Here is a 19,169-nt window from a genome sequence, read left to right on the forward strand (position 1 = left end):
GCGTACCGCTTCTGGTCGTCAATCCGCGGAGCGATGCGCCTTGTGCCCCGACAGCTGCACGGAGCCGTCATCGTGGCTCGCCACGGTAAGGCCATCCACGGCGCTGTCGAGCAGGCGCCACGCATATCCTCGACGCCGCAGTTCGACATCGCCGACCAAGTGGCCGGTCACCCGCAATCGCGCATGGGTGTCACCCACCGTGCACTGGCACGTCAACGGGCGGGACTCGTCCGAGCACTGGATGATCACACTGCACATCGCATCCAGCGCGAGAAGCAGATCAACAGCGCTCGTCTCGGGAACGGCCGTGTCGTCGAGCACGTCGCCGATGGCATGCCGGACCAGGGACACCCGCTCGGCCACCGCCGGCACCGTGACCTCGACCGAGACATCGCAAGTGATCTTCATGGCTCCGATCTGTCTGACACGTGGGCTTCTCACAGGATCGTCATGACGATGATGCGGTACCCGCGCGAAGCCGGTGGTAAACAACCCACTCGACGCCGCTCCCCAACGCGGGCGTCCCGGATTACCTCATCCGCGCCGTCGACCGCGACACCCGGCCGTCTTCGCGTTTGCCTCGCGAACCGGCGGGGCACTCTGCCGACAGATCGTCGTCGACCGGAATCCGCGCCGCGGAACGGAGATTAGGAGTGCTCGATGCGCGCAGTCACGTGGCAGGGCAAGCGAAATGTCAGCGTGGACACTGTTCCCGACCCCAAGATCGAGGAGCCGTCCGACGCCATCATCAAGGTGACCTCGACCAACATCTGCGGTTCCGATCTGCACCTGTACGAAGTACTCGGAGCCTTCATGAATCCCGGGGACATCCTCGGCCACGAGCCCATGGGGGTCGTGGAGGAGGTCGGCAGTGACGTCGGGGATCTGCACGTCGGCGACCGCGTGGTGATCCCGTTCCAGATCTCCTGCGGCAGTTGCTATATGTGTTCGCATGATCTCTTCACCCAGTGTGAGACGACGCAGGTGCGCGAGCAGGGCACCGGGGCCGCGCTCTTCGGGTACTCCGAACTCTACGGGTCGGTGCCGGGTGGTCAGGCCGAGTATCTGCGGGTTCCGCAGGCCCAGTTCACCCGCATCAAGGTGCCCACAGACGCGCCCGACTCACGCTATGTCTATCTCTCGGACGTGCTGCCGACCGCGTGGCAGGCCGTCGAGTATGCCGACATCCCACCCGCCGGGTCGGTTACCGTGCTCGGACTCGGGCCGATCGGGGATATGGCGGCGCGGATCGCCCACCATCGCGGAGCTCAGGTCATCGGTGTCGATCGCGTTCCGGAACGGCTGGCACGCCTGGAATCTCGCGGGATAGCCACCATCGATCTCGAACGGGTCGACGATGTCGCCGGGGAGATCCGGGAGCGCACGCAAGGCCGCGGCACCGATGCCGTCATCGACGCGGTCGGCATGGAGGCGCACGGTTCCCCGGTGAACAAGATGATGCAGCGGATCGTCGGCGCCATACCCGACGCCGTCGCCGAACCACTGATGAAGAATGCGGGTCTCGACCGGCTCTCCGCACTGTATTCGGCGATCGACATCGTCCGCCGCGGCGGAACACTGTCGCTGATCGGGGTCTATGGCGGAACCGCCGACCCGCTCCCACTGATGACGTTGTTCGACAAACAGATTCAGATTCGGATGGGCCAGGCGAATGTGAAGAGGTGGGTCCCGTCCATCATGCCGCTGCTCGGCGACGACGATCCGCTCGGCGTGGATTCGTTTGCCTCACATGAACTCCCGCTGGATGATGCGCCGCATGCCTACGACATCTTCCAGCGCAAGGCCGACGGAGCAGTCAAGATGGTCCTCAAGCCCTGACCGGGTCACGCCGAGTCGCCAGCGGCCGCGGCGTCATCCCCGTCTCCGGGATCCGCTGCGGCCCGCTTCGGCGCCATCTCCGCACGCAGCTGAGTCAACGTGCGCGACAGCAGCCGTGACACATGCATCTGCGAGATACCCACCTTGGTGGCGATCTCGCTCTGCGACATGGAGTGAAAGAATCTGAGCGACAATATCTCCCGCTCACGTTCCGGGAGCTTCTCGAGCGCCGGACGGAGCATGACGAACTCCTCCACCTGCGCGAATCGCTCGTCGTCCTCTCCCAGGGTGTCCCGGATGGAACGGCTGTCGTCGTCGCCGTCGGGCTCGGCGTCGATGGACATGGCGTTGTACGCCGACCGGGCCATCAGCCCGTCGATGACCTCGTCGACCGGCATGTCCAGGTGAGCGGCAAGTTCGGTGGGTCGCGGCGAGCGACCCAGCTCCTGGACGAGTTCATCGCTGGCCCGACCGATCCGCAGCGACGTCTCCTTGGCGCGGCGCGGAACTCGCATCGACCACATGGTGTCGCGGAAATGTCTACGCACTTCGCCCATCACGGTGGGCACGGCGAAGGACAGGAAGTTGTTGCCGCGGTCGGCGTCGAACCGGTCGACGGCGTTGACCACACCCACGCGCGCCACCTGGAGCAGGTCCTCGAAGGCCTCTCCACGGTCGCTGAACCGTCGTGCGACGTGCTCGGCCAGCGGAAGACACCGTTCGACGATCTCGGCGCGCAGTGCGGTTCGACGATCACTGTCGCCCTGTTCGTGCATGCGCCGCAACGACTCGGGCACATCGGCGTAGTCGTCACTCCCCGAAGTTTGGCGCCCAGAGCGCGACCCGGCCTGGACGGTCTTGTCGTCCGTCTCGGAGGTGGGAACCGAATCCGAATCCGAGTTCACGGCCGACCCCGGCTCGACCGATGGTGACGACGGCAACACAGCCCTCCGATCTGCTTGGCGCGGGTATCGACGATTGAGACAGTATCGACTACCCGCGTTGCACGGATCGGAAACACGGCTTGCTGGTGTGTGCTGGGCACCGTACGGTGGAGGAAGCGGTTCAGTGAAAAGCTGCATGCGGGCGGCCGTGGTCTCACGTGTTCCGTCCGCGCTCGATCCCGATTTGAACGGGCGTGCTCGATGAACCTCAATACGCAAACGACTTTCCAACCGTCGCGGACCGTTGAGAAGTCCACGGACAATGGCTCCACCAGGGGCCTTACCGCCGAGAATTCCTTTTGTGTACAGCGCTTTTCCGGCGAAATCGACATGGCCAGTGCAGCTGATTTCGCTGCTGCGCTGGACCGCGTGCTGAGCGGTAAACCCGAGTGCGTGGTGCTGGATCTGTCCCGCATCTCGTTCTTCGGTACCTCCGGGCTGCCGATTCTCGCGCGGTTCGCCTCGGACGCGGCCGACGTGCACATTCCGATTGCCATGGTGTGCCCTCGAGTTGTCGCTCGCCCTCTGGCGGCGTGCGGACTGACCGACTTCATCGCCGTGTACGAGACCGTGGAGGACGCGGGGACTGCGCTCAACACCCCGCCTCGGTGAGGTTCGATGCGGTTGGTCAGGGCGTACGACTCTTGGCCACCCGCACCACGACCTGCCGTCCACCTCCGGTCTCGACATAGGCAACGGTCTGCGCGTCGGTCACCGTTTCCACCACACGCCAACCGAATCCGGCTGTGTCGAACGCGAAGGCGCTGTCCGGCCAACCGTCGATCTGCACGGTCACGCCCGCCGGTCCGGCCGCGATGGACACTGCGATACTGCTGCCCGGTTCGGCGGCCGCGATCAGTTGCGAACAGATCTCGTCCACACCGAGTTTCACATCGGCCACATCGTCGACGCTCCAGTCGTCGATGAACAATGTGCGTTCCACCACCGACCGTACGATCGGCAGACGATCCGCGCCGGCGATCACCGATAGTTTCACCGGAGCCGCAGCGGCCTCGGTGATCACATCCATCACCTCTTGCTCGTCGGTGATCCCTCCGAAGTCAGCCACTGGAAACTCCTCAAACGACGGTTTCGGTGCAATCCAACCATTCTTACCCGGCATCGGCCGGCCCGAAACCTCCGCGCACGGATCGATGAACACGCGTTCGATGCCCTCAGGACTCCTCTCGCCGGCGCTCACGTTCATCCGCGCGCCGGCGGCGGATACGCTCCCGATGCCCGTAGGTGGCGCGCAGGACGTCGTCGTAGCTGTCCGCGCTGGAGCCCAGGCCTCCGGCGACCATACCCATCGAGGTCGCCAGCCACGCCAGAACGACATACTCGCGAATGCCGACCGCCTGCCCCAGAGTCTGGGACATGAACTTCGATTCGATCACCACCACCGCGGCGATGAGCGTCGCGACGAACAATCCGACGTAGAGCACCACTGCACTGAAACCGACGGTCCCGATGGTGGCGGTGTTGTACAGCGTCCGCCGCCATCTCGGCATCAGATCGGAGGTCTCCCAGAGTCGATTGTTGACGATCAGCCACAGCGAGCCCAATGTGACCGACAACACGCTGATCAGAGTCAGCCGCCAAGGGCTCAGCGCATTGGCCATCGACCAGATCGACGAGAAGAAGACGCCGAATGATGCGGTTGCCGCGGCTGCCGCGGTCATGCCGGTCAGCGTGGGGATCATCCGCCATGGACGGTTGCCCCGGATCATGCCGGCGACCAATCGCAACCGACTCGACATACCCCGCGCGATCAGCAGCTCGGTGCTGCCGTCGTCCCCGCCACGCCAGCGTCCGCCCACCGGACCGGTTGCGGTGCGCTCGCCGCCGGACAGTCGAGAAAGGATCGCCTCGATACACGCGACGAAAGCGCGCGTCGGCAACAGTCCCAGGGCCGGGGTGCAGATCACCGCGGCCGACCGAGCGTGGTCGAGCTCGATGACCACCACATCTCGGTGCTGCGCGCGAGGAAGTTCGGTCACGAAGATCACCGCATCGGTTTCTCCCTCGGCATCTCCGGACCACCCCGAGTCGAGGTCTCCTTGCGGGGACATGTGCAGCGAGGTCTCCTGGGTGACCGCGAACTCGCGGTACTTGATGGCGCTGTCCTCGAGGAGCCGATGTATCCGCAGGTCGGCGTGGTCGACGAGCGCGGCGGGTAGTCCGGGTTCGGTGACGAGACGCAGACCCTGGGGGCGTGGGGGCATTGGCGGCTTCTCCATATCGCGGGCGAGCGTACCCATCTTGTGGACATTCGACACCCGCACCGGACCGTCGCCATCGCCCTGGGCGTCGGCAGAGACAGTTACCCCACTTCGCCAACATCACCTTGGGTCCGTCACACGGTGATGTCGGCGAAGCGGGGTAACTGTCTTCGTCGTCCCCTGCGTCCCTCGACCGGTTAGTCCGGTGGCTCGGCGTCGCCCGCCTCAGGGCTGTCCGGGTCGCCGGTCTCGACATCGGTCGCAGACGTGGGATCGACGGCGGGCTCGTCGTCGGGCGGGTTCACCACCTTCTTCTCGAGGTCATCCACGGTCTCGCGCGCAGTGCGTGGGTCCGGTTGCTCCTCGTGACCGTGCGGGATGCCTCCGCCGTTCGTCGATTCCGGGTCGGTCATCTGGCCCCCTTGCTGTCGGAATCACTTGCGACCAGGTTCCCCAGCGCCGCAGCCGATGAAACGTCGGACACAACGGCCCGTGAGTGTCGCGCTCAAATGCGGGTTCTGGCTGCCGCGCCACGTAACATCCCTGCCTGTGAGCACGGCCGTCACCTCCACCAGGACCCCGAATGAGGATGCCGCGACCGGCAACACCTCGGGGTACCGGCTGGATCTCGACGGGTTGCGCGGTGTCGCGATCGCACTCGTCGCCATCTTCCACGTGTGGTTCGGCCGGGTGTCCGGTGGCGTCGACGTCTTCTTGACCCTGTCGGGCTACTTTTTCGTGGCGTCGCTGCTCAAGCATGTGCTGGCGACCCAGCCGGCGTCGGTGTCGTGGCGACGTGCCGTCGATCCGTGGCCGCGGTTGTGGCGGCTGGTGCGGCGACTTCTGCCCGCACTGCTGGTGGTCCTGGTGTTCGTCACCGCGATGATCGCGCTGATCATGCCGAAGACCCGCTGGGGTCCGCTGGGCGCGGAGATCCAGGCCAGCGCGCTGTACTACCAGAACTGGCATCTGGCGTTCGATTCGCAGGACTACCAGGCCGCTGACTCGGCGATCAGCCCGATGCAACATCTGTGGTCGATGTCGATGCAGGGGCAGTTCTTTGTCCTCACCCTGCTCTGCGCGTTGGCCCTCGGCGGAGTGCTGCGGGCACTGGCTCGGCGGTTCGCCGTCTTCGCCAACCCGATGGCCGTCCGCGCTGTGGTGGGCGTGTCGCTGGCGGCCGTCGCGCTGGTGTCGTTCGCGTGGGCCAACTACCGGCATGGGATCAATCAGCCGTTCAACTACTACGACACCGTCGCACGCCTCTGGGAGCCGCTGGCCGGCGGTCTGCTGGCCGTCTGGCTGCCCCGGATACCCATGCGGGCCTGGCTACGCAATGCGCTGGGTCTCATCGCCCTCGCGCTGATCGTCTCCTGCGGGTGGTGGATCTCGGGCGTACAGCAGTATCCGGGTGTGATGGCCCTGGTGCCCGTTGGGGCGACCCTGTTGCTCATCTGGATCGGCTCGGCGGCCACGCTGCCCGATGCGACCGCGGCGCCCGCCGCGGTCAGCCGGACACTGGCCCATCCGCGGCTGGTGTGGCTCGGTTCGGTCGCGTACGCGCTCTACCTGTGGCACTGGCCGCTACTGATCTTCTACCTGGCGTGGCGCTACCAGGACGACGTCAACTGGCTCGAGGGCACCGGCATCCTCGCGGTGTCGTTGCTGTTGGCGTGGCTGACCACCCGGTTCATCGAGACCCCGCTGCGCGCCGGGCGGGCGAGCGGCGTCTCGCGCGGCCTCCGTCGCGGCCTGGTCGCGCTCATCGTGATCTCCACAGTCGTCGCCGGCACCACCGCCGTCGTCTGGCAGCGCAACGCCGCCACCGCGACGGTCAACACCGCCAACCTCGATCCGCGTCTGTATCCCGGCGCCCGCGCCTTCCTCGACGGTGCAGCCGTGCCGAAGGTCGATCCGCAACCGAGCCCCGAGGTCGTCGACAAGGATTGGCCGATCACCTCCTACGACTCGGTGATCTCCGGGTGGAAGGACCCGTCGATCCACGTCGGTATGTACGGCGACCCGGATGCGACGCGGACCGTCGCACTGGTCGGCGGCTCACACGCCGAGTATTGGATCACCGCGCTCGACGCCATCGGCAAACAGCGCGGCTTCAAGGTGACGACGTATCTCAAGGTCGGGTGCGCCCTGACCACCAGCCACGTCTTCATCTGGTTCGGGCAGAAGTACTACCAGTGCAACGACTGGTCACGCCGCGTGATGGATCGGCTCGCCACCGACAAACCCGACGTCGTGTTCACCAATTCCACCCGCCCGGTAGAGGGCAAGGGCGCTCGCGGCGACTTCGTCCCCCAGGACTACAAGGACATCTTCGCCGAATTCCGCGACCGCGGTCAGCGCGTGGTGGCCGTGCGCGACAACCCCTGGGCACACGGCAAACTCACTCCGCCGGAATGCCTGGCCGAGGGCAAGAAGCCGGAGGTGTGCGGCGTCGACCGCGATCGGGCGCTGGCCCCCACCGACCCCGCGTCGGCGATCGCGGCCGACTACCCCAACATGAACTTCCTCGACTACACCGACGCCATGTGCGACCCCACCTACTGCCCGGCGGTGGTCGGCAACATCCTGCTCTGGCACGACTACCACCATCTGTCGGCGACCTTCGTCCGCAGCCTCATCCCGGCCGTCGATGCCGACCTCGGCCCGGCGCTGCAGTGGTGGTGAAGCCCGTCACCGGCCACAATGGGAGCCGGCCCACCTGCGCGGTCAGCGCCGACCACTCAGTCTTTGCCCAGGTAGGGTTACTACTCTGAGCGCGCGATCCGCGCATCGGCGGACCAGCCATCGAGCAGTTTGAGGCCCTGGCACACGAATGACGACTTCCGTATCGACGCACGACGACGGATCGACGATGCCGACCGCCCCCGTGGGGTCGGCGGAAACGATCCGCCGGGTCGGCAAGCGCGCCTACCTCCATCACCTCGACCTCATCCGGGCGACGACGTTCTCGCTGGTCATCTTCGTCCACTGCCTCACCCAGACGACCGACGAATTCAACAACCTCCCGGTCAACACGACGTCACTGCTGCTGCACTTCACCCGCAACACGTTCTTCGCCCTGACGGGGTTCGTGCTGATGTACCAGAACTACGACAAGGCCGACTTCTCGAGCACGGCATTCTGGCGTCGACGCATCAAGCTCGTGGTCTTCCCGTACCTGATCTGGTCGGCCATCTACTGGCTGGTGCAGCAGGTGTGGGCGCGCGGCCGCGTCGGCGAGCTGATCTCGGACCCGATCGGCGGGCTGCGCGAGTACGGGAAGCTCGTCGCCTGGGGGTTGTCGGGTTTCCAGATGTACTTCCTGTTCGTGATGCTGCAGGTCTACCTGCTGTTCCCGTTGATCCTGTGGCTGGTTCGCCGCACGACGGGACGTCACGGACTGCTGCTGGGTGCCAGTCTCGCCGTCCAGGTCGCGGTCACCGTGATCATCACCTACTGGACTCCCACGCCATCGGTGGCGGAGTACTGGTGGCATCACTACGCGACATTCGTGCCCTACCAGTTCTTCATCCTCTATGGCGCGGTGGCCGCGGTCCATCGTGATGCCATCGGCCGATGGTTGCAGGGGAAGGGCTGGTGGCTGTGCGGCGCCCTGGTGGCCACCGCAGCGCTCGCCGTGGGTGTGTACCTCGGCGGCGTCTGGTTCGGCGGGCAACCGGTGCACGACCACGACTCCGCGTTCTTCCCCTGGCTGCTGCCGTTCCTCGTCGTCGCGGTCACCTGCCTGTATGCCGCGGCGGCGCACTGGGGCACCACGTGGCGGGAGTTCACCCCACGATTCGCGCGGGTCGTGGCGTTTGCGTCGAACCGGTCGTTCGGGGTCTTCCTGGCGCATGTGCTGGTGCTCTACTTTGTGCTCAAACCCCAATCGGGTGATCGACCCTGGATTCTGGCCACACTCGGACAGCCGTTGGGCACCATCGCCACCTACCTCCTCACCATCGCCGGTTCCCTGCTACTGATGGAAGTGCTACGGCGTCTGCCCGGTTCGGTGTATCTCACCGGGCGTCCACGACTACCGATCCATCGCGCGACTCGCTGAGGCCACCCGGACCGTCTTCGACTGTCGACGGTGAATCGCTGCTTTGGGACAATGGCCGAGTTGCGGTTGTCACAACCTTGTTGCGTTCGGAGGAGGCAGCAATGACCAACCCGAGAGCCGGGTCCGCGGCGGACCCTACCGCCGTCCATGCACAGATCGCGCGATTGGCTCGCTCGGTCCACGGCGCATCGCCCGGGGCCGTCGAACCCGACGAACTGCTGGAAACGGTCACCCGGACAGCTGTGCAGCTGCTCCCGCGGGTGGACCACGCGGGCGCCACGGTCGTTCGCAAACACCGACAGAACAAGCCGCCCGAATTGTCGTCGGTCGCCGCGACCGGAGATGTCCCCCGGCTGTTCGACAAGCTCCAGGACGAACAGGGTGACGGTCCGTGCTTCGAGGCGGTCTGGACCCAGCAGACCGTCCTGATCTGCGACACCACCGACGAGCCGCGCTGGCCCGCCCTGATGCGGGAGGTCGCCGAACAGACACCGGTCCGCTCGATCCTGTCGATCCAACTCTTCGTCACCGACCTCGAACTCGGTGCGCTCAACCTTTTCTCGGAGAACGTTGACGGCTTCGACGACAACACCGAGGACATCGCCACCACCCTGGCCGCACACGCCGCCATCGCGCTGAGCAGCGCACGACGGGGCCAGCAGTTCCGCAGTGCGGTGGCCAGTCGCGACATCATCGGTCAGGCGAAGGGCATGCTGATGGAGCGCTACCGCATCGATGCGGTCCACGCCTTCGACATCCTGCGGCAGCTGTCCCAGGAGTCCAACACCCCGCTCGCCGCGGTGGCGGCTCAGGTGGTCAACGCCGAACCGTGGAGTTCTGCCGAGCCCGCGGACGATTCGACGTCCTGAACCGGCAGACCCACCAAGGCCCGAGGCCTCGCCAGCAACAGTTCGCGCAGATGGTTGCGCAGGACCGTCCAGGTGGCGCACTCACACCGGGCCGCGACCCCGGTCGCGTCGATCCCCCACGAACGACACAGCGCGATGGCCCGGGAGACGTGAAAATCCTGGGTCACGATCACCGCGCGTCGCACACCAAAGACGTCGTGAGCTCGCCGGCAGCTGGCATCGGTATCCATTCCGAGCGGGTCGTCGACGATGTCGTCGGCCGGGACGCCGCGCTCCTCGAGGTAGCTGCGCATCACCGCGGGTTCGTCGCCGGCTGCGGCACTCCCGTTGCCCGAGTTGATGATCCGGACGACCCCACCGTTCTCATACAGGTCCAGCGCGGTGTCGAGCCGGCCCCGCACGTAGCTGCCGGGTAGCCCGTCGTCGACGAGGGAGCCCAACACCAGCGCAGTCGACCCCGGCGGCACCTCGTCGGCGTCGAGAACCCTTCCGGCCGAGGAGAAGTAGATCCAGGTTCCGGCGACGGTGATCACAAGTTCGGCTGCCACCAACCCGATGATCACCACCCAGCGCGCCACCGTCGACAGCATCAGCCGCGGGGACCTTCGCCCGAGTGTGGCGTCCGAGGCGCAGCGGGGCGTTGCGCGCGGTCCCGACGATGCGCTCCACCCACCATTTGGCAGGAGTCTACCCGCGCCCGAACCGACCCGACGTCGCCGAAATCGCTCGACGAAAACCGCATGTCCGACCGGCTCCACACCGATACTGGAACGACGCACAGCCGCGCCGTTGCACTGCCCGAGAACCCCCGGAGGTTGTCTCGATGCCCTATATGCCGGTCACCGAATCGATGTTTCTCATCGCCGAGACCCGCGAGCAACCCATGCACGCGGGTGGCCTGCAATTGTTCATCCCCCGCGCCGGACAGTCGGCAACCGAGCTCGCCGAGGAGATCTTCGAGACGTTCCACTCCTGCCCCGAGATCCGGCCCCTCTTCCGTAAGCGGCCGGCGTCACCGGCATCACTGGTCGGCACGCTGGCCTGGTCGTTCGACGACGACATCGACGTCGACTATCACGTACGGCGAGCCGTGTTGCCGCCCCCGGGCCGCATCCGCGAACTCCTGCGCTACGTCTCCCTGAACCACAGCGCCCTGCTCGACCGAACCCGGCCGATGTGGGAGCTGCACATCATCGAGGGCCTCGACGACGGGCGCGTCGCCGTCTACACCAAGATTCACCACTCGCTGATCGACGGCGTGTCGGCGCTGCGACTTCTCGAGAACTCACTGTCCCCGGATCCCGAGGCCCGCCACGGGACGGCGTGGTGGGACCCGGCGCTGATCCGCCGCCGAGGGCCCCGTCCGCCCAGGTCACTGCTCTCGCGGATCACCGCGCCGATCGGTCAGGCCATCGACGTCGTCGGCCAGGTGGTTGGCGCCGCCCCCGCCGCGGCGAAGATCGCCTGGACCGCGGTCACCGACGACCACTTCGCCTCGCCGTTCGTACCGGCCCCGAAGACCATCCTCGATGTGCCGATCGGCAGCGCACGCCGGTTCGCCGCCCAGCAGTGGCCACGCCACCGCCTCGACGCGATCGGTCGCGCGCTCGGCATCACCTTCAACGACGTCGTCGTCGGGATGTGCTCGGGCGCGCTGCGTGCCTACCTCATCGACCAGGACGCACTACCGGACGAGCCGTTGATCGCCGCGATGCCGGTGTCCATGCGCGACGACTCGAGCAGCGAAGGCAACGCGGTCACCGCCATCATGGCGAACCTCGCCACCGACCAACCCGACCCCGAACGCCGACTGTCGGCGGTGGTCGCCTCCACCCGCAAGGCCAAGCAGGTGATCCGCGGGCTGACGCCGCTGCAGGCCCTGACCTTCGGGGCCGCGACATTCGCGCCGCTGGCACTGGCCCCCATTCCGGGTTTCCTGCGGTCCACGCCACCGCAGTTCAACGTGCTGATCAGCAACGTGCCGGGACCCGCTCAGCCCATGTACTGGAACGGCGCCCAACTCGACGGCTGCTACCCGGTGTCGATCGTCATGCACGGACAGGCACTCAACATCACCGTCACCACCACGGGCGACCAGGTGAACTTCGGACTCATCGGTGCGCGCAAGGAATTGCCGAGCCTGCAGCGCATCCTGACCCACCTCGACACTGCGCTCGGCGATCTGGAGAAGGTTGCGGGCGTGGCCCCGTGAGGCGTGCCACACGATTCGCGGGGCGACCCCAAGCTGACTCGACAGTAAGTTACTCGTGAGTATTATCCTGGTGCACACAGCGGTGGACACCGAGCGTTAGTTAGGTCAGCCTTGGCAGCGCAGGTCCACCCTCAGGAACTACGGTTACCTGTAGTACACGTCGGCCCACGTGCGCCAAAGCCCTGCGCAACCGGGCCGATGCCGACCCAAAGAAAGGCCGGGACGCGCCCGTGACTTCCACGACGATCGCCATCGGTACCACCGCAGCAGTCTTGAGTCTGTTCTGTTGGGCCATCTTCTTCCGCGGCATCTGGCGAATCCTGCGGTCGATGGCTCAGGGCCAGAGCGTCGAGCGCGCGCGGTTCTTCCCCATCGGCCCCCGGTTGATGACGATGCTCAAGGAGTTCATCGCGCACACGCGGATGGTCAAGTTCCGCACGGTTGGGTGGGCTCACTGGTTGGTGATGGTCGGCTTCCTCGGCGGATTCCTGCTGTGGTTCGAGGCCTACGGCCAGTCGATCGACCCGGAGTTCCACTGGCCGGTGTTCGGCAATTGGTTCATCTGGCATCTCTGGGATGAGCTGCTCGGGATCGCCACCGTGGTGGGCATCCTCGTGCTGATGGCGATCCGCCAGATGAACCACCCTCGATTGCCCGAGCGGCTGTCCCGCTTCTCCGGATCGAACTTCCGCGCTGCATACTTCGTCGAGCTGGTGGTCCTGCTCGAGGGGCTGGGAATGATCTTCGTGAAGGCCGGCAAGATCGCCACCTACGGCCACGCGAACGCCAGTTCGGACTTCTTCACCATGCAGGTCGCGAAGCTGCTGCCGGCGAGCCCGACGTTGGTGTCCATCTTCGCGGTGATCAAGCTGATGAGCGGCATGGTCTGGCTCGCGGTGGTGGGCTACTACATCAACTGGGGCGTCGCATGGCACCGGTTCTCTGCCTTCTTCAACATCTACCTCAAGCGTGAGGCCGACGGCGGGGTCGCGCTGGGTGCGGCCAAGCCGATGTTGAGCCAGGGCAAGGTCCTGGACATGGAGACCGCCGACCCGGATGTGGACGCGTTCGGCGCCGGCAAGATCGAGGACTTCTCCTGGAAGGGCTGGCTCGACTTCACCACGTGTACCGAGTGCGGCCGCTGCCAGAGCCAGTGCCCCGCCTGGAACACCGGCAAGCCACTGTCGCCCAAGCTGCTGATCATGTCGCTGCGCGACCACGGCTACGGCAAGGCGCCCTATCTGATGGCCGGCGGCCGCAAGGACATGGCCGGCGACGAGGTCGGCCTGGTCGATGCCGACGGCAACGTCGACGAGGCCAAGCTCAACGCGATTCCCGAGTCCGCGCGCGCCGAGGCGTCGCGCAAGCTGGTCGGCGAGAGCAAGGGTGCGCTCGGCGGCGGCGACGGCATCGAGGCCGCCGACGGCGAGTTCGACCCCGAGGCGCTGGGTGCGGTCATCGACACCGAGACCCTGTGGAGCTGCACCACGTGCGGTGCCTGCGTCGAGCAGTGCCCGGTGGACATCGAGCACGTCGACCACATCCTGGACATGCGCCGCTACCAGGTGCTGATCGAGTCGGACTTCCCGACCGAGCTGGCCGGCATGTTCAAGAACCTGGAGAACAAGGGCAACCCGTGGGGCCAGAACGCCTCGGCCCGCACCGCCTGGATCGACGAGATGGACATCGAGATCCCGGTGTTCGGCCAGGACGTCGAGACCTTCGAGGGCTTCGAGTATCTGTTCTGGGTCGGCTGCGCCGGCGCCTACGAGGACCGCGCGAAGAAGACCACCAAGGCCGTCGCCGAACTGCTGGACGTGGCCGCGGTGAACTTCCTGGTGCTGGGACAGGGCGAGACCTGTACCGGCGACTCGGCACGCCGCGCGGGCAACGAGTTCCTGTTCCAGATGCTGGCCCAGCAGAATATCGAGATGTTCGGCGAGGTCTTCGCCACGGCACCGCAACAGCGCAAGAAGATCGTGGTGACCTGCGCCCATTGCTTCAACGCGATCGGCAACGAGTACCCGCAACTGGGCGGCAAGTACGAGGTGGTGCACCACACGCAGCTGCTCAACCGTCTGGTCCGCGAGAAGCGACTGGTCCCGGTCGCCCCGCTCGGCGAGGGCGTCACCTACCACGACCCGTGCTACCTGGGTCGCCACAACAAGGTCTACGACGCCCCGCGTGAGCTGATGGCCGCGTCCGGCTCCAACCTCACCGAGATGCCGCGTCACGGCGAACGGTCCATGTGCTGCGGCGCCGGTGGCGCGCGGATGTGGATGGAAGAGCAGATCGGCAAGCGGATCAACATCGACCGGGTCGACGAGGCGCTGGATACGTTGGGTACCCCCAACGGCGATGCTCCGCAGAAGGTCGCGACCGGCTGCCCGTTCTGCCGCGTGATGCTCACCGACGGGGTCACCGCCCGTACGTCGAACACCGAGCAAGAGGGCAAGATCGAGGTCGTCGACGTCGCCCAGTTGCTGCTCGAGTCGGTCAAGCGCGGTGCGCCGGAGGTGGAGCGCGGCGGCCGCTACCTCGGCCCGGCGTCGGTGCCGAGCGCCGAACCGGAGCCCGCTGCCGAACCGGAGAAGGAACCGGAGCCGGCCGTCGCGGCTGCTGCGACCGCTACGGCGACCGAGGCGAAGCCGAAGCCGAAGGTCGGCCTGGGCATGAAGGGCGGCAAGAAGCCCGGTGCGGCGGCCAAGACCGCGGCGCCTGCGGAGGCCGCGCCTGCCGAGACGAAGCCCGCCGAGACGAAGCCTGCGGAGAAGAAGCCTGCCGCCAAGGGCTTCGGCATGGGCGCCAAGGCCAAGAAGCCGGGTGCGGCCAAGGCCGACGCCGGTTCCGCGGCACCCGCACCGGCGCAGGCCGAGTCGTCGGCGGCCGTGGAGTCGGCCGCCGCGACCACGTCGGCCGACAACCCACCGGTGGAGAAGAAGCCGGCCGCCAAGGGCTTCGGCATGGGCAAGGCCAAGCGTCCGGGCGCGGCATCGAACGCCGCTGCTCCCGCGGCCGGCGTGACCGCCCCGGCCGAGAACAAGGTCGCCGAAGCCGAGTCGGCGCCCGAGGCCGCACCGACCGCCGACACCGAAGCCGCAGCCGCCGATACCGGCGGCGCCGCGACGGAGGCCAAGGCGGGTAAGGCCAAGGGCTTCGGCATGGCGGCGGGCAAGAAGCGGCCGGGCGGGATCGGGAAGGCCGCGGCACCTGCCGCAGCTGCGCCGTCGGCACCGGCCGCGCCGGAGGCTCCCGCCGAGTCGGCCGAGGCCCCGGCCGCCGGCACGGCCGAGGCCGACGAAGCGCCGTCCACGACAGCTGCCGCCACGGAAGCCAAGCCCGGCAAGGCCAAGGGCTTCGGCATGGCCGCCGGCAAGAAACGGCCGGGCGGAATCGGCAAGGCATCGGCGGCACCGGCCGCGACGCCGGAGCCGGCTGCGCGCGAACCCGAACCGGCCGAGCCCGCGGCAGAGCCGGAGACGGCGCAAGCACCTGTCGAGGACTCGACCGAAACCGATTCCCCTGCCGAGGAATCGGCACCGTCGCCCAACGGGTCTCCGGACAAGACGATCGCCGAGGCCGGCGCCTCCAAGGCCAAGGGCTTCGGGATCGCCGCGGGCAAGAAGCGGCCCGGCCACTCGTAGTCAGCAGGCCGTCACCTCATTTCGGCAACACCACCTTGGAATGCAACCAAGGTGGTGTTGTCGTTTCGAGGTGTGTGCCACACCACCGCTGCCACGGACACCGGTGCCCAGAAAACCCGTTTGCGCTGGACTGTCACAATTGAACTCGTGAGTAGACCGCATGTATCGCATCTGAACCAGAACCTCAAGCCACTCGAGCAGTCCCAGAAGCTGCAGAACGTGTGCTACGAGATCAGGGGTCCGGTACACGCGCACGCGGCCCGGCTCGAGTCCGAGGGACATCGGATTCTGAAGCTGAACATCGGCAATCCGGCACTGTTCGGGTTCGAGGCGCCCGACGTGATCATGCGCGACATGATCCACGCACTCCCCTATTCGCAAGGCTATTCGGAGTCGGCCGGCGTGCTGTCGGCGCGCCGCGCGGTGGTCACCCGATATGAGCTGATCCCGGACTTCCCCTACTTCGACGTCGATGACGTGATCCTGGGCAACGGCGTGTCCGAGCTGATCACCATGACGATGCAGGCACTGCTCAACGACGGCGACGAGGTGCTGATCCCGGCACCGGACTATCCGCTGTGGACGGCGATGACCTCGCTGTCGGGTGGCCGCCCGGTGCATTACCGGTGCGACGAGGAGAACGGCTGGAACCCCGACGTCGCCGACATCGCATCCAAGATCACCGACCGCACCAAGGCGATCGTCATCATCAACCCGAACAACCCGACCGGCGCGGTCTACTCCCGTGAGGTGCTCGAGCAGCTGGTCGAACTCGCCCGGCAGCATTCGCTGTTGATCATGGCCGACGAGATCTACGACAAGATCCTCTACGACGACGCCGAGCACATCAATGTCGCCTCGCTCGCGCCGGATCTGCTGTGCCTGACCTTCAACGGACTGTCCAAGGCCTACCGGGTGTGCGGATACCGGGCCGGCTGGCTGGTACTGACCGGCCCCAAGGAGCATGCGCGCGGCTTCATCGAGGGACTCGGCATCCTCGCATCGACCCGGCTGTGTTCCAACGTGCCCGGCCAGCACGCCATTCAGGTGGCCCTCGGCGGGTATCAGAGCATCGACGCGCTCGTCGCACCGGGCGGGCGCCTCTTCGAGCAGCGCAACGTGACCTGGGACAAGCTCAACGCCATCCCCGGTGTCAGCTGCGTGAAACCGATGGGCGCGCTGTACGCCTTTCCGAGGCTGGACCCCAACGTGCACGAGATCCACAACGACGAGCTGTTCGTCCAGGATCTGCTGCTGCAGGAGAAGATCCTGGTGGTGCAGGGCACCGGCTTCAATCTGACCGACCACAACCACTTCCGGATCGTCACCCTGCCCTGGGCCCGCGACCTCGACGAGGCGATCGACCGGATCGGCAACTTCCTGTCGTCCTACCGACAGTGACCTCCTGAAATCCGCTTCCTGACGTCGACCCGAGGGGATATCCCCTCGGGTCGTTCTGTTGGTGCGGTTTCCAGTCACGTCACACGGCCGCCCCTTCCCGTGACTCTTCGTCACACACAACCCTGGACCCATTGGTGTGACGCTTGGTAACGTCTACAACCATTCGATCGTCTCGAAGGGGAGTCGCATGGTCGATTGGCGTAAGCAATGGGTCCGCAACGGCGGCGTGTCGCTGGCCGTCTTCGAAGTGGCCGGGTCGGCCGCCGACGACAGCGGCGAGCACCGCCCCACGGTCCTGCTGGTGCACGGCTGGCCCGACACGCACCATCTGTGGACCCATGTCGCGCCGGCGCTGGCCCGCGACTTCCATGTCGTCGCCTATGACTGCCGCGGTTTCGGTGAGAGCGACCGTCCCGAGGGCGACGCCGCCTACCGGCTCGATGCACTCGCCGACGACCTGTTCGCGGTCGGCGAGGCGGTGAGCCCGGAACGACCGATCCATGTGGTCGGGCACGATTGGGGGTCGGTGCAGGCGTGGGAAGCGGTGACACAGCCCGGGGCTGAGAGTCGGATCGCCTCATTCGTGTCGGTGTCGGGCCCCAACCTGGATCAGCTGGGCGCGTGGGCACGCAAGAGTCTGTCGCGCCCCACCCCGCGGCACGTGAAGGACGTGCTGGCACAGGCTGGTTCCTCGGCGTATACGGTGTTCTTCCAGCTGCCGGTAGTACCGCGGCTGTTCTTCGGCGTCGCCGGGTCACCGACGTTGTGGCGCGAATTCCTGCATCTGATCGAGGGCACGCCGCGGGCGAATGTCATCGTCGGCGACACCCTGCGCGCCGACATGATCTCCGGGCTCCGGCTGTACCGCGCGAATATCCGTGCCAAGCTGGCCGACCCGCGCACCCGGCCGACCTCGGTACCGACACTCGAGTTGGTCAACGAGCGCGACATCGCGCTGCGCCCGGCGATCTTCGACGACACCCACCGCTATACCCAGCGGTTGTGGCGGCGCAGCACCCCGACCGGTCACTGGCTGCCCTACACCAACCCGGATCACTTGGTGCGCAGCGCATCCGACTTCATCGCGACCCATGCGTCGCGTTCGACGCCGGCCATCGCCGCGCGGGTGGACCGCACCCGCGTCTTCGGCACGCCACACCCGTTGTCGGGGAAACTGGCTGTGATCACCGGCGCCGGCAGCGGCATCGGCCGCGAGACCGCCTTCGCCCTGGCCGAACAGGGATGTGAACTGATCCTCGCCGACATCGATCTCGCCGGCGCGGACGAGACGGCCCGGCAGAGCAAGGCATTGGGCACGCAGGCCTCGCCCTACGAGCTCGACGTCGCCGACGTCGGTGCGCTGGCCGCCTTCGCCGAGTCCGTGCGTGATCGACACGGCACCCCCGACATCGTGATCAACAACGCCGGAATCGGTCTGGCCGGAAGCGTCCTGGCCGCCACCGACGAGCAGGTCGACCGGTTGCTCGGCGTGAACCTGCGCGGGGTCATCTCCGGCAGCCGCGTATTCGGTCGGCTGATGGCGGAACGCGGGATCGGCGGGCACATCGTGAACGTGTCGTCGGCGGCGGCGTTCACACCCCAGCGGTCACTCGGGCTCTACTCCGCCTCGAAGGCGGGCGTGCTGTTGTTCTCGGAGTCGTTGCGCGCCGAGCTCGGCGAGCATCGGATCGGGGTCTCGGCGATCTGTCCCGGCATCGTCGACACGCACATCGTCAGTGCCACGCCGATCGCGGGCCTGCCCGCCGCCGAGGAGGAAACCGAACGCCGACGACTCGACGGCCTGTACCGGCGCCGCGGATTCACACCCGACCGGGTGGCGCGCGAGATCGTCGATGCCATCATCGGCAACAAGGCGGTCGTCCCGGTCACCCCTGAGGCCAAGATCGGCTACCGCATCTATCGATTCACACCATGGCTGTCGCGGCTCGGCGCGCGTCAGAAGGTGGTGGGGTAA

At 66.7% G+C, this 19,169-nt stretch carries 15 protein-coding genes; 9 read left to right on the forward strand and 6 right to left on the reverse strand.

Annotated features, from left to right (window positions below; genetic code table 11):
- Positions 1–18: 18 nt before the first annotated feature.
- Entirely contained in the window at positions 19–363 is a 345-nt protein-coding gene (locus NWF22_RS07435; protein ID WP_160903791.1) for an ATP-binding protein, read from the reverse strand.
- Positions 364–660: 297 nt separating this feature from the next.
- Here NWF22_RS07435 and NWF22_RS07440 point away from each other — a divergent pair, with 297 nt between their 5' ends.
- On the forward strand, positions 661–1,839 hold the full coding sequence (locus NWF22_RS07440; RefSeq protein ID WP_160903792.1) for a zinc-dependent alcohol dehydrogenase: 1,179 nt from the start codon (positions 661–663) through the stop codon (positions 1,837–1,839).
- A gap of 5 nt (positions 1,840–1,844) precedes the next feature.
- On the opposite strand, the gene NWF22_RS07445 is transcribed toward NWF22_RS07440, so the two are convergent.
- Positions 1,845–2,615 carry a SigB/SigF/SigG family RNA polymerase sigma factor gene (locus NWF22_RS07445; protein WP_160903989.1) on the reverse strand — a complete coding sequence of 257 codons (771 nt, stop codon included), beginning with the start codon at positions 2,613–2,615 and terminating at the stop codon, positions 1,845–1,847.
- Positions 2,616–2,984: 369 nt separating this feature from the next.
- On the opposite strand from NWF22_RS07445, the gene NWF22_RS07450 reads away from it, so the two are divergent.
- Entirely contained in the window at positions 2,985–3,395 is a 411-nt protein-coding gene (locus NWF22_RS07450; protein WP_160903793.1) for an STAS domain-containing protein, read from the forward strand.
- A 16-nt stretch (positions 3,396–3,411) separates the two neighbouring features.
- Here NWF22_RS07450 and NWF22_RS07455 read toward each other — a convergent pair whose 3' ends face one another.
- From NWF22_RS07455 to NWF22_RS07465, 3 genes are all read right to left on the reverse strand, one after another.
- Entirely contained in the window at positions 3,412–3,852 is a 441-nt protein-coding gene (locus tag NWF22_RS07455; RefSeq protein WP_258321352.1) for an anti-sigma factor, read from the reverse strand.
- Positions 3,853–3,958: 106 nt separating this feature from the next.
- Entirely contained in the window at positions 3,959–5,008 is a 1,050-nt protein-coding gene (locus NWF22_RS07460) for a hypothetical protein (protein WP_233751772.1), read from the reverse strand.
- Positions 5,009–5,202: 194 nt separating this feature from the next.
- Positions 5,203–5,418: a hypothetical protein gene (locus tag NWF22_RS07465; RefSeq protein WP_202398942.1), complete on the reverse strand. Its 216-nt coding sequence runs from the start codon at positions 5,416–5,418 to the stop codon at positions 5,203–5,205.
- A 136-nt stretch (positions 5,419–5,554) separates the two neighbouring features.
- Between NWF22_RS07465 and NWF22_RS07470 the strand changes: the two genes are divergently transcribed.
- The 3 genes from NWF22_RS07470 (at position 5,555) to NWF22_RS07480 (ending at position 9,937) form a co-directional block, all read left to right on the forward strand.
- Positions 5,555–7,690, forward strand: coding sequence for an acyltransferase family protein (locus NWF22_RS07470; protein ID WP_258321353.1), 2,136 nt, complete (start codon positions 5,555–5,557; stop codon positions 7,688–7,690).
- A 148-nt stretch (positions 7,691–7,838) separates the two neighbouring features.
- On the forward strand, positions 7,839–9,068 hold the full coding sequence (locus NWF22_RS07475; protein WP_160903795.1) for an acyltransferase: 1,230 nt from the start codon (positions 7,839–7,841) through the stop codon (positions 9,066–9,068).
- A gap of 101 nt (positions 9,069–9,169) precedes the next feature.
- Positions 9,170–9,937, forward strand: coding sequence for a GAF and ANTAR domain-containing protein (locus NWF22_RS07480; protein WP_160903796.1), 768 nt, complete (start codon positions 9,170–9,172; stop codon positions 9,935–9,937).
- Here the strand turns inward: NWF22_RS07480 and NWF22_RS07485 are convergent.
- Entirely contained in the window at positions 9,877–10,527 is a 651-nt protein-coding gene (locus NWF22_RS07485) for a SanA/YdcF family protein (RefSeq protein WP_160903797.1), read from the reverse strand. The two genes, NWF22_RS07480 and NWF22_RS07485, sit on opposite strands and share 61 nt — an antisense overlap.
- 233 nt (positions 10,528–10,760) lie before the next feature.
- On the opposite strand from NWF22_RS07485, the gene NWF22_RS07490 reads away from it, so the two are divergent.
- The 4 genes from NWF22_RS07490 (at position 10,761) to NWF22_RS07505 (ending at position 19,169) form a co-directional block, all read left to right on the forward strand.
- A complete protein-coding gene (locus NWF22_RS07490; RefSeq protein WP_160903798.1) occupies positions 10,761–12,149 on the forward strand; it encodes a WS/DGAT/MGAT family O-acyltransferase in 1,389 nt (462 codons plus the stop codon).
- 230 nt (positions 12,150–12,379) lie between these two features.
- Complete coding sequence (locus tag NWF22_RS07495; RefSeq protein WP_160903799.1) at positions 12,380–15,793, forward strand: (Fe-S)-binding protein; 3,414 nt, start codon at positions 12,380–12,382, stop codon at positions 15,791–15,793.
- Between the two features lie 147 nt (positions 15,794–15,940).
- Positions 15,941–17,194 (forward strand): pyridoxal phosphate-dependent aminotransferase, encoded by a 1,254-nt coding sequence (locus tag NWF22_RS07500; RefSeq protein WP_160903800.1) that lies wholly within the window; start codon positions 15,941–15,943, stop codon positions 17,192–17,194.
- A 187-nt stretch (positions 17,195–17,381) separates the two neighbouring features.
- Positions 17,382–19,169, forward strand: coding sequence for an SDR family oxidoreductase (locus tag NWF22_RS07505; protein ID WP_160903801.1), 1,788 nt, complete (start codon positions 17,382–17,384; stop codon positions 19,167–19,169).

This window comes from Gordonia mangrovi (assembly GCF_024734075.1).
Lineage (GTDB): Bacteria > Actinomycetota > Actinomycetes > Mycobacteriales > Mycobacteriaceae > Gordonia > Gordonia mangrovi.

What these genes read in the sequence shown, in the direction of transcription:
- NWF22_RS07440 (WP_160903792.1), top strand. Translation starts at nt 661, where the DNA reads ATGCGCGCAGTCACGTGGCAGGGCAAGCGAAATGTCAGCGTGGACACT.
- NWF22_RS07445 (WP_160903989.1), bottom strand. Translation starts at nt 2,615, where the DNA reads ATGCACGAACAGGGCGACAGTGATCGTCGAACCGCACTGCGCGCCGAG.
- NWF22_RS07450 (WP_160903793.1), top strand. Translation starts at nt 2,985, where the DNA reads ATGAACCTCAATACGCAAACGACTTTCCAACCGTCGCGGACCGTTGAG.
- NWF22_RS07460 (WP_233751772.1), bottom strand. Translation starts at nt 5,008, where the DNA reads ATGCCCCCACGCCCCCAGGGTCTGCGTCTCGTCACCGAACCCGGACTA.
- NWF22_RS07465 (WP_202398942.1), bottom strand. Translation starts at nt 5,418, where the DNA reads ATGACCGACCCGGAATCGACGAACGGCGGAGGCATCCCGCACGGTCAC.
- NWF22_RS07475 (WP_160903795.1), top strand. Translation starts at nt 7,839, where the DNA reads ATGACGACTTCCGTATCGACGCACGACGACGGATCGACGATGCCGACC.
- NWF22_RS07480 (WP_160903796.1), top strand. Translation starts at nt 9,170, where the DNA reads ATGACCAACCCGAGAGCCGGGTCCGCGGCGGACCCTACCGCCGTCCAT.
- NWF22_RS07485 (WP_160903797.1), bottom strand. Translation starts at nt 10,527, where the DNA reads ATGCTGTCGACGGTGGCGCGCTGGGTGGTGATCATCGGGTTGGTGGCA.
- NWF22_RS07490 (WP_160903798.1), top strand. Translation starts at nt 10,761, where the DNA reads ATGCCCTATATGCCGGTCACCGAATCGATGTTTCTCATCGCCGAGACC.
- NWF22_RS07505 (WP_160903801.1), top strand. Translation starts at nt 17,382, where the DNA reads ATGGTCGATTGGCGTAAGCAATGGGTCCGCAACGGCGGCGTGTCGCTG.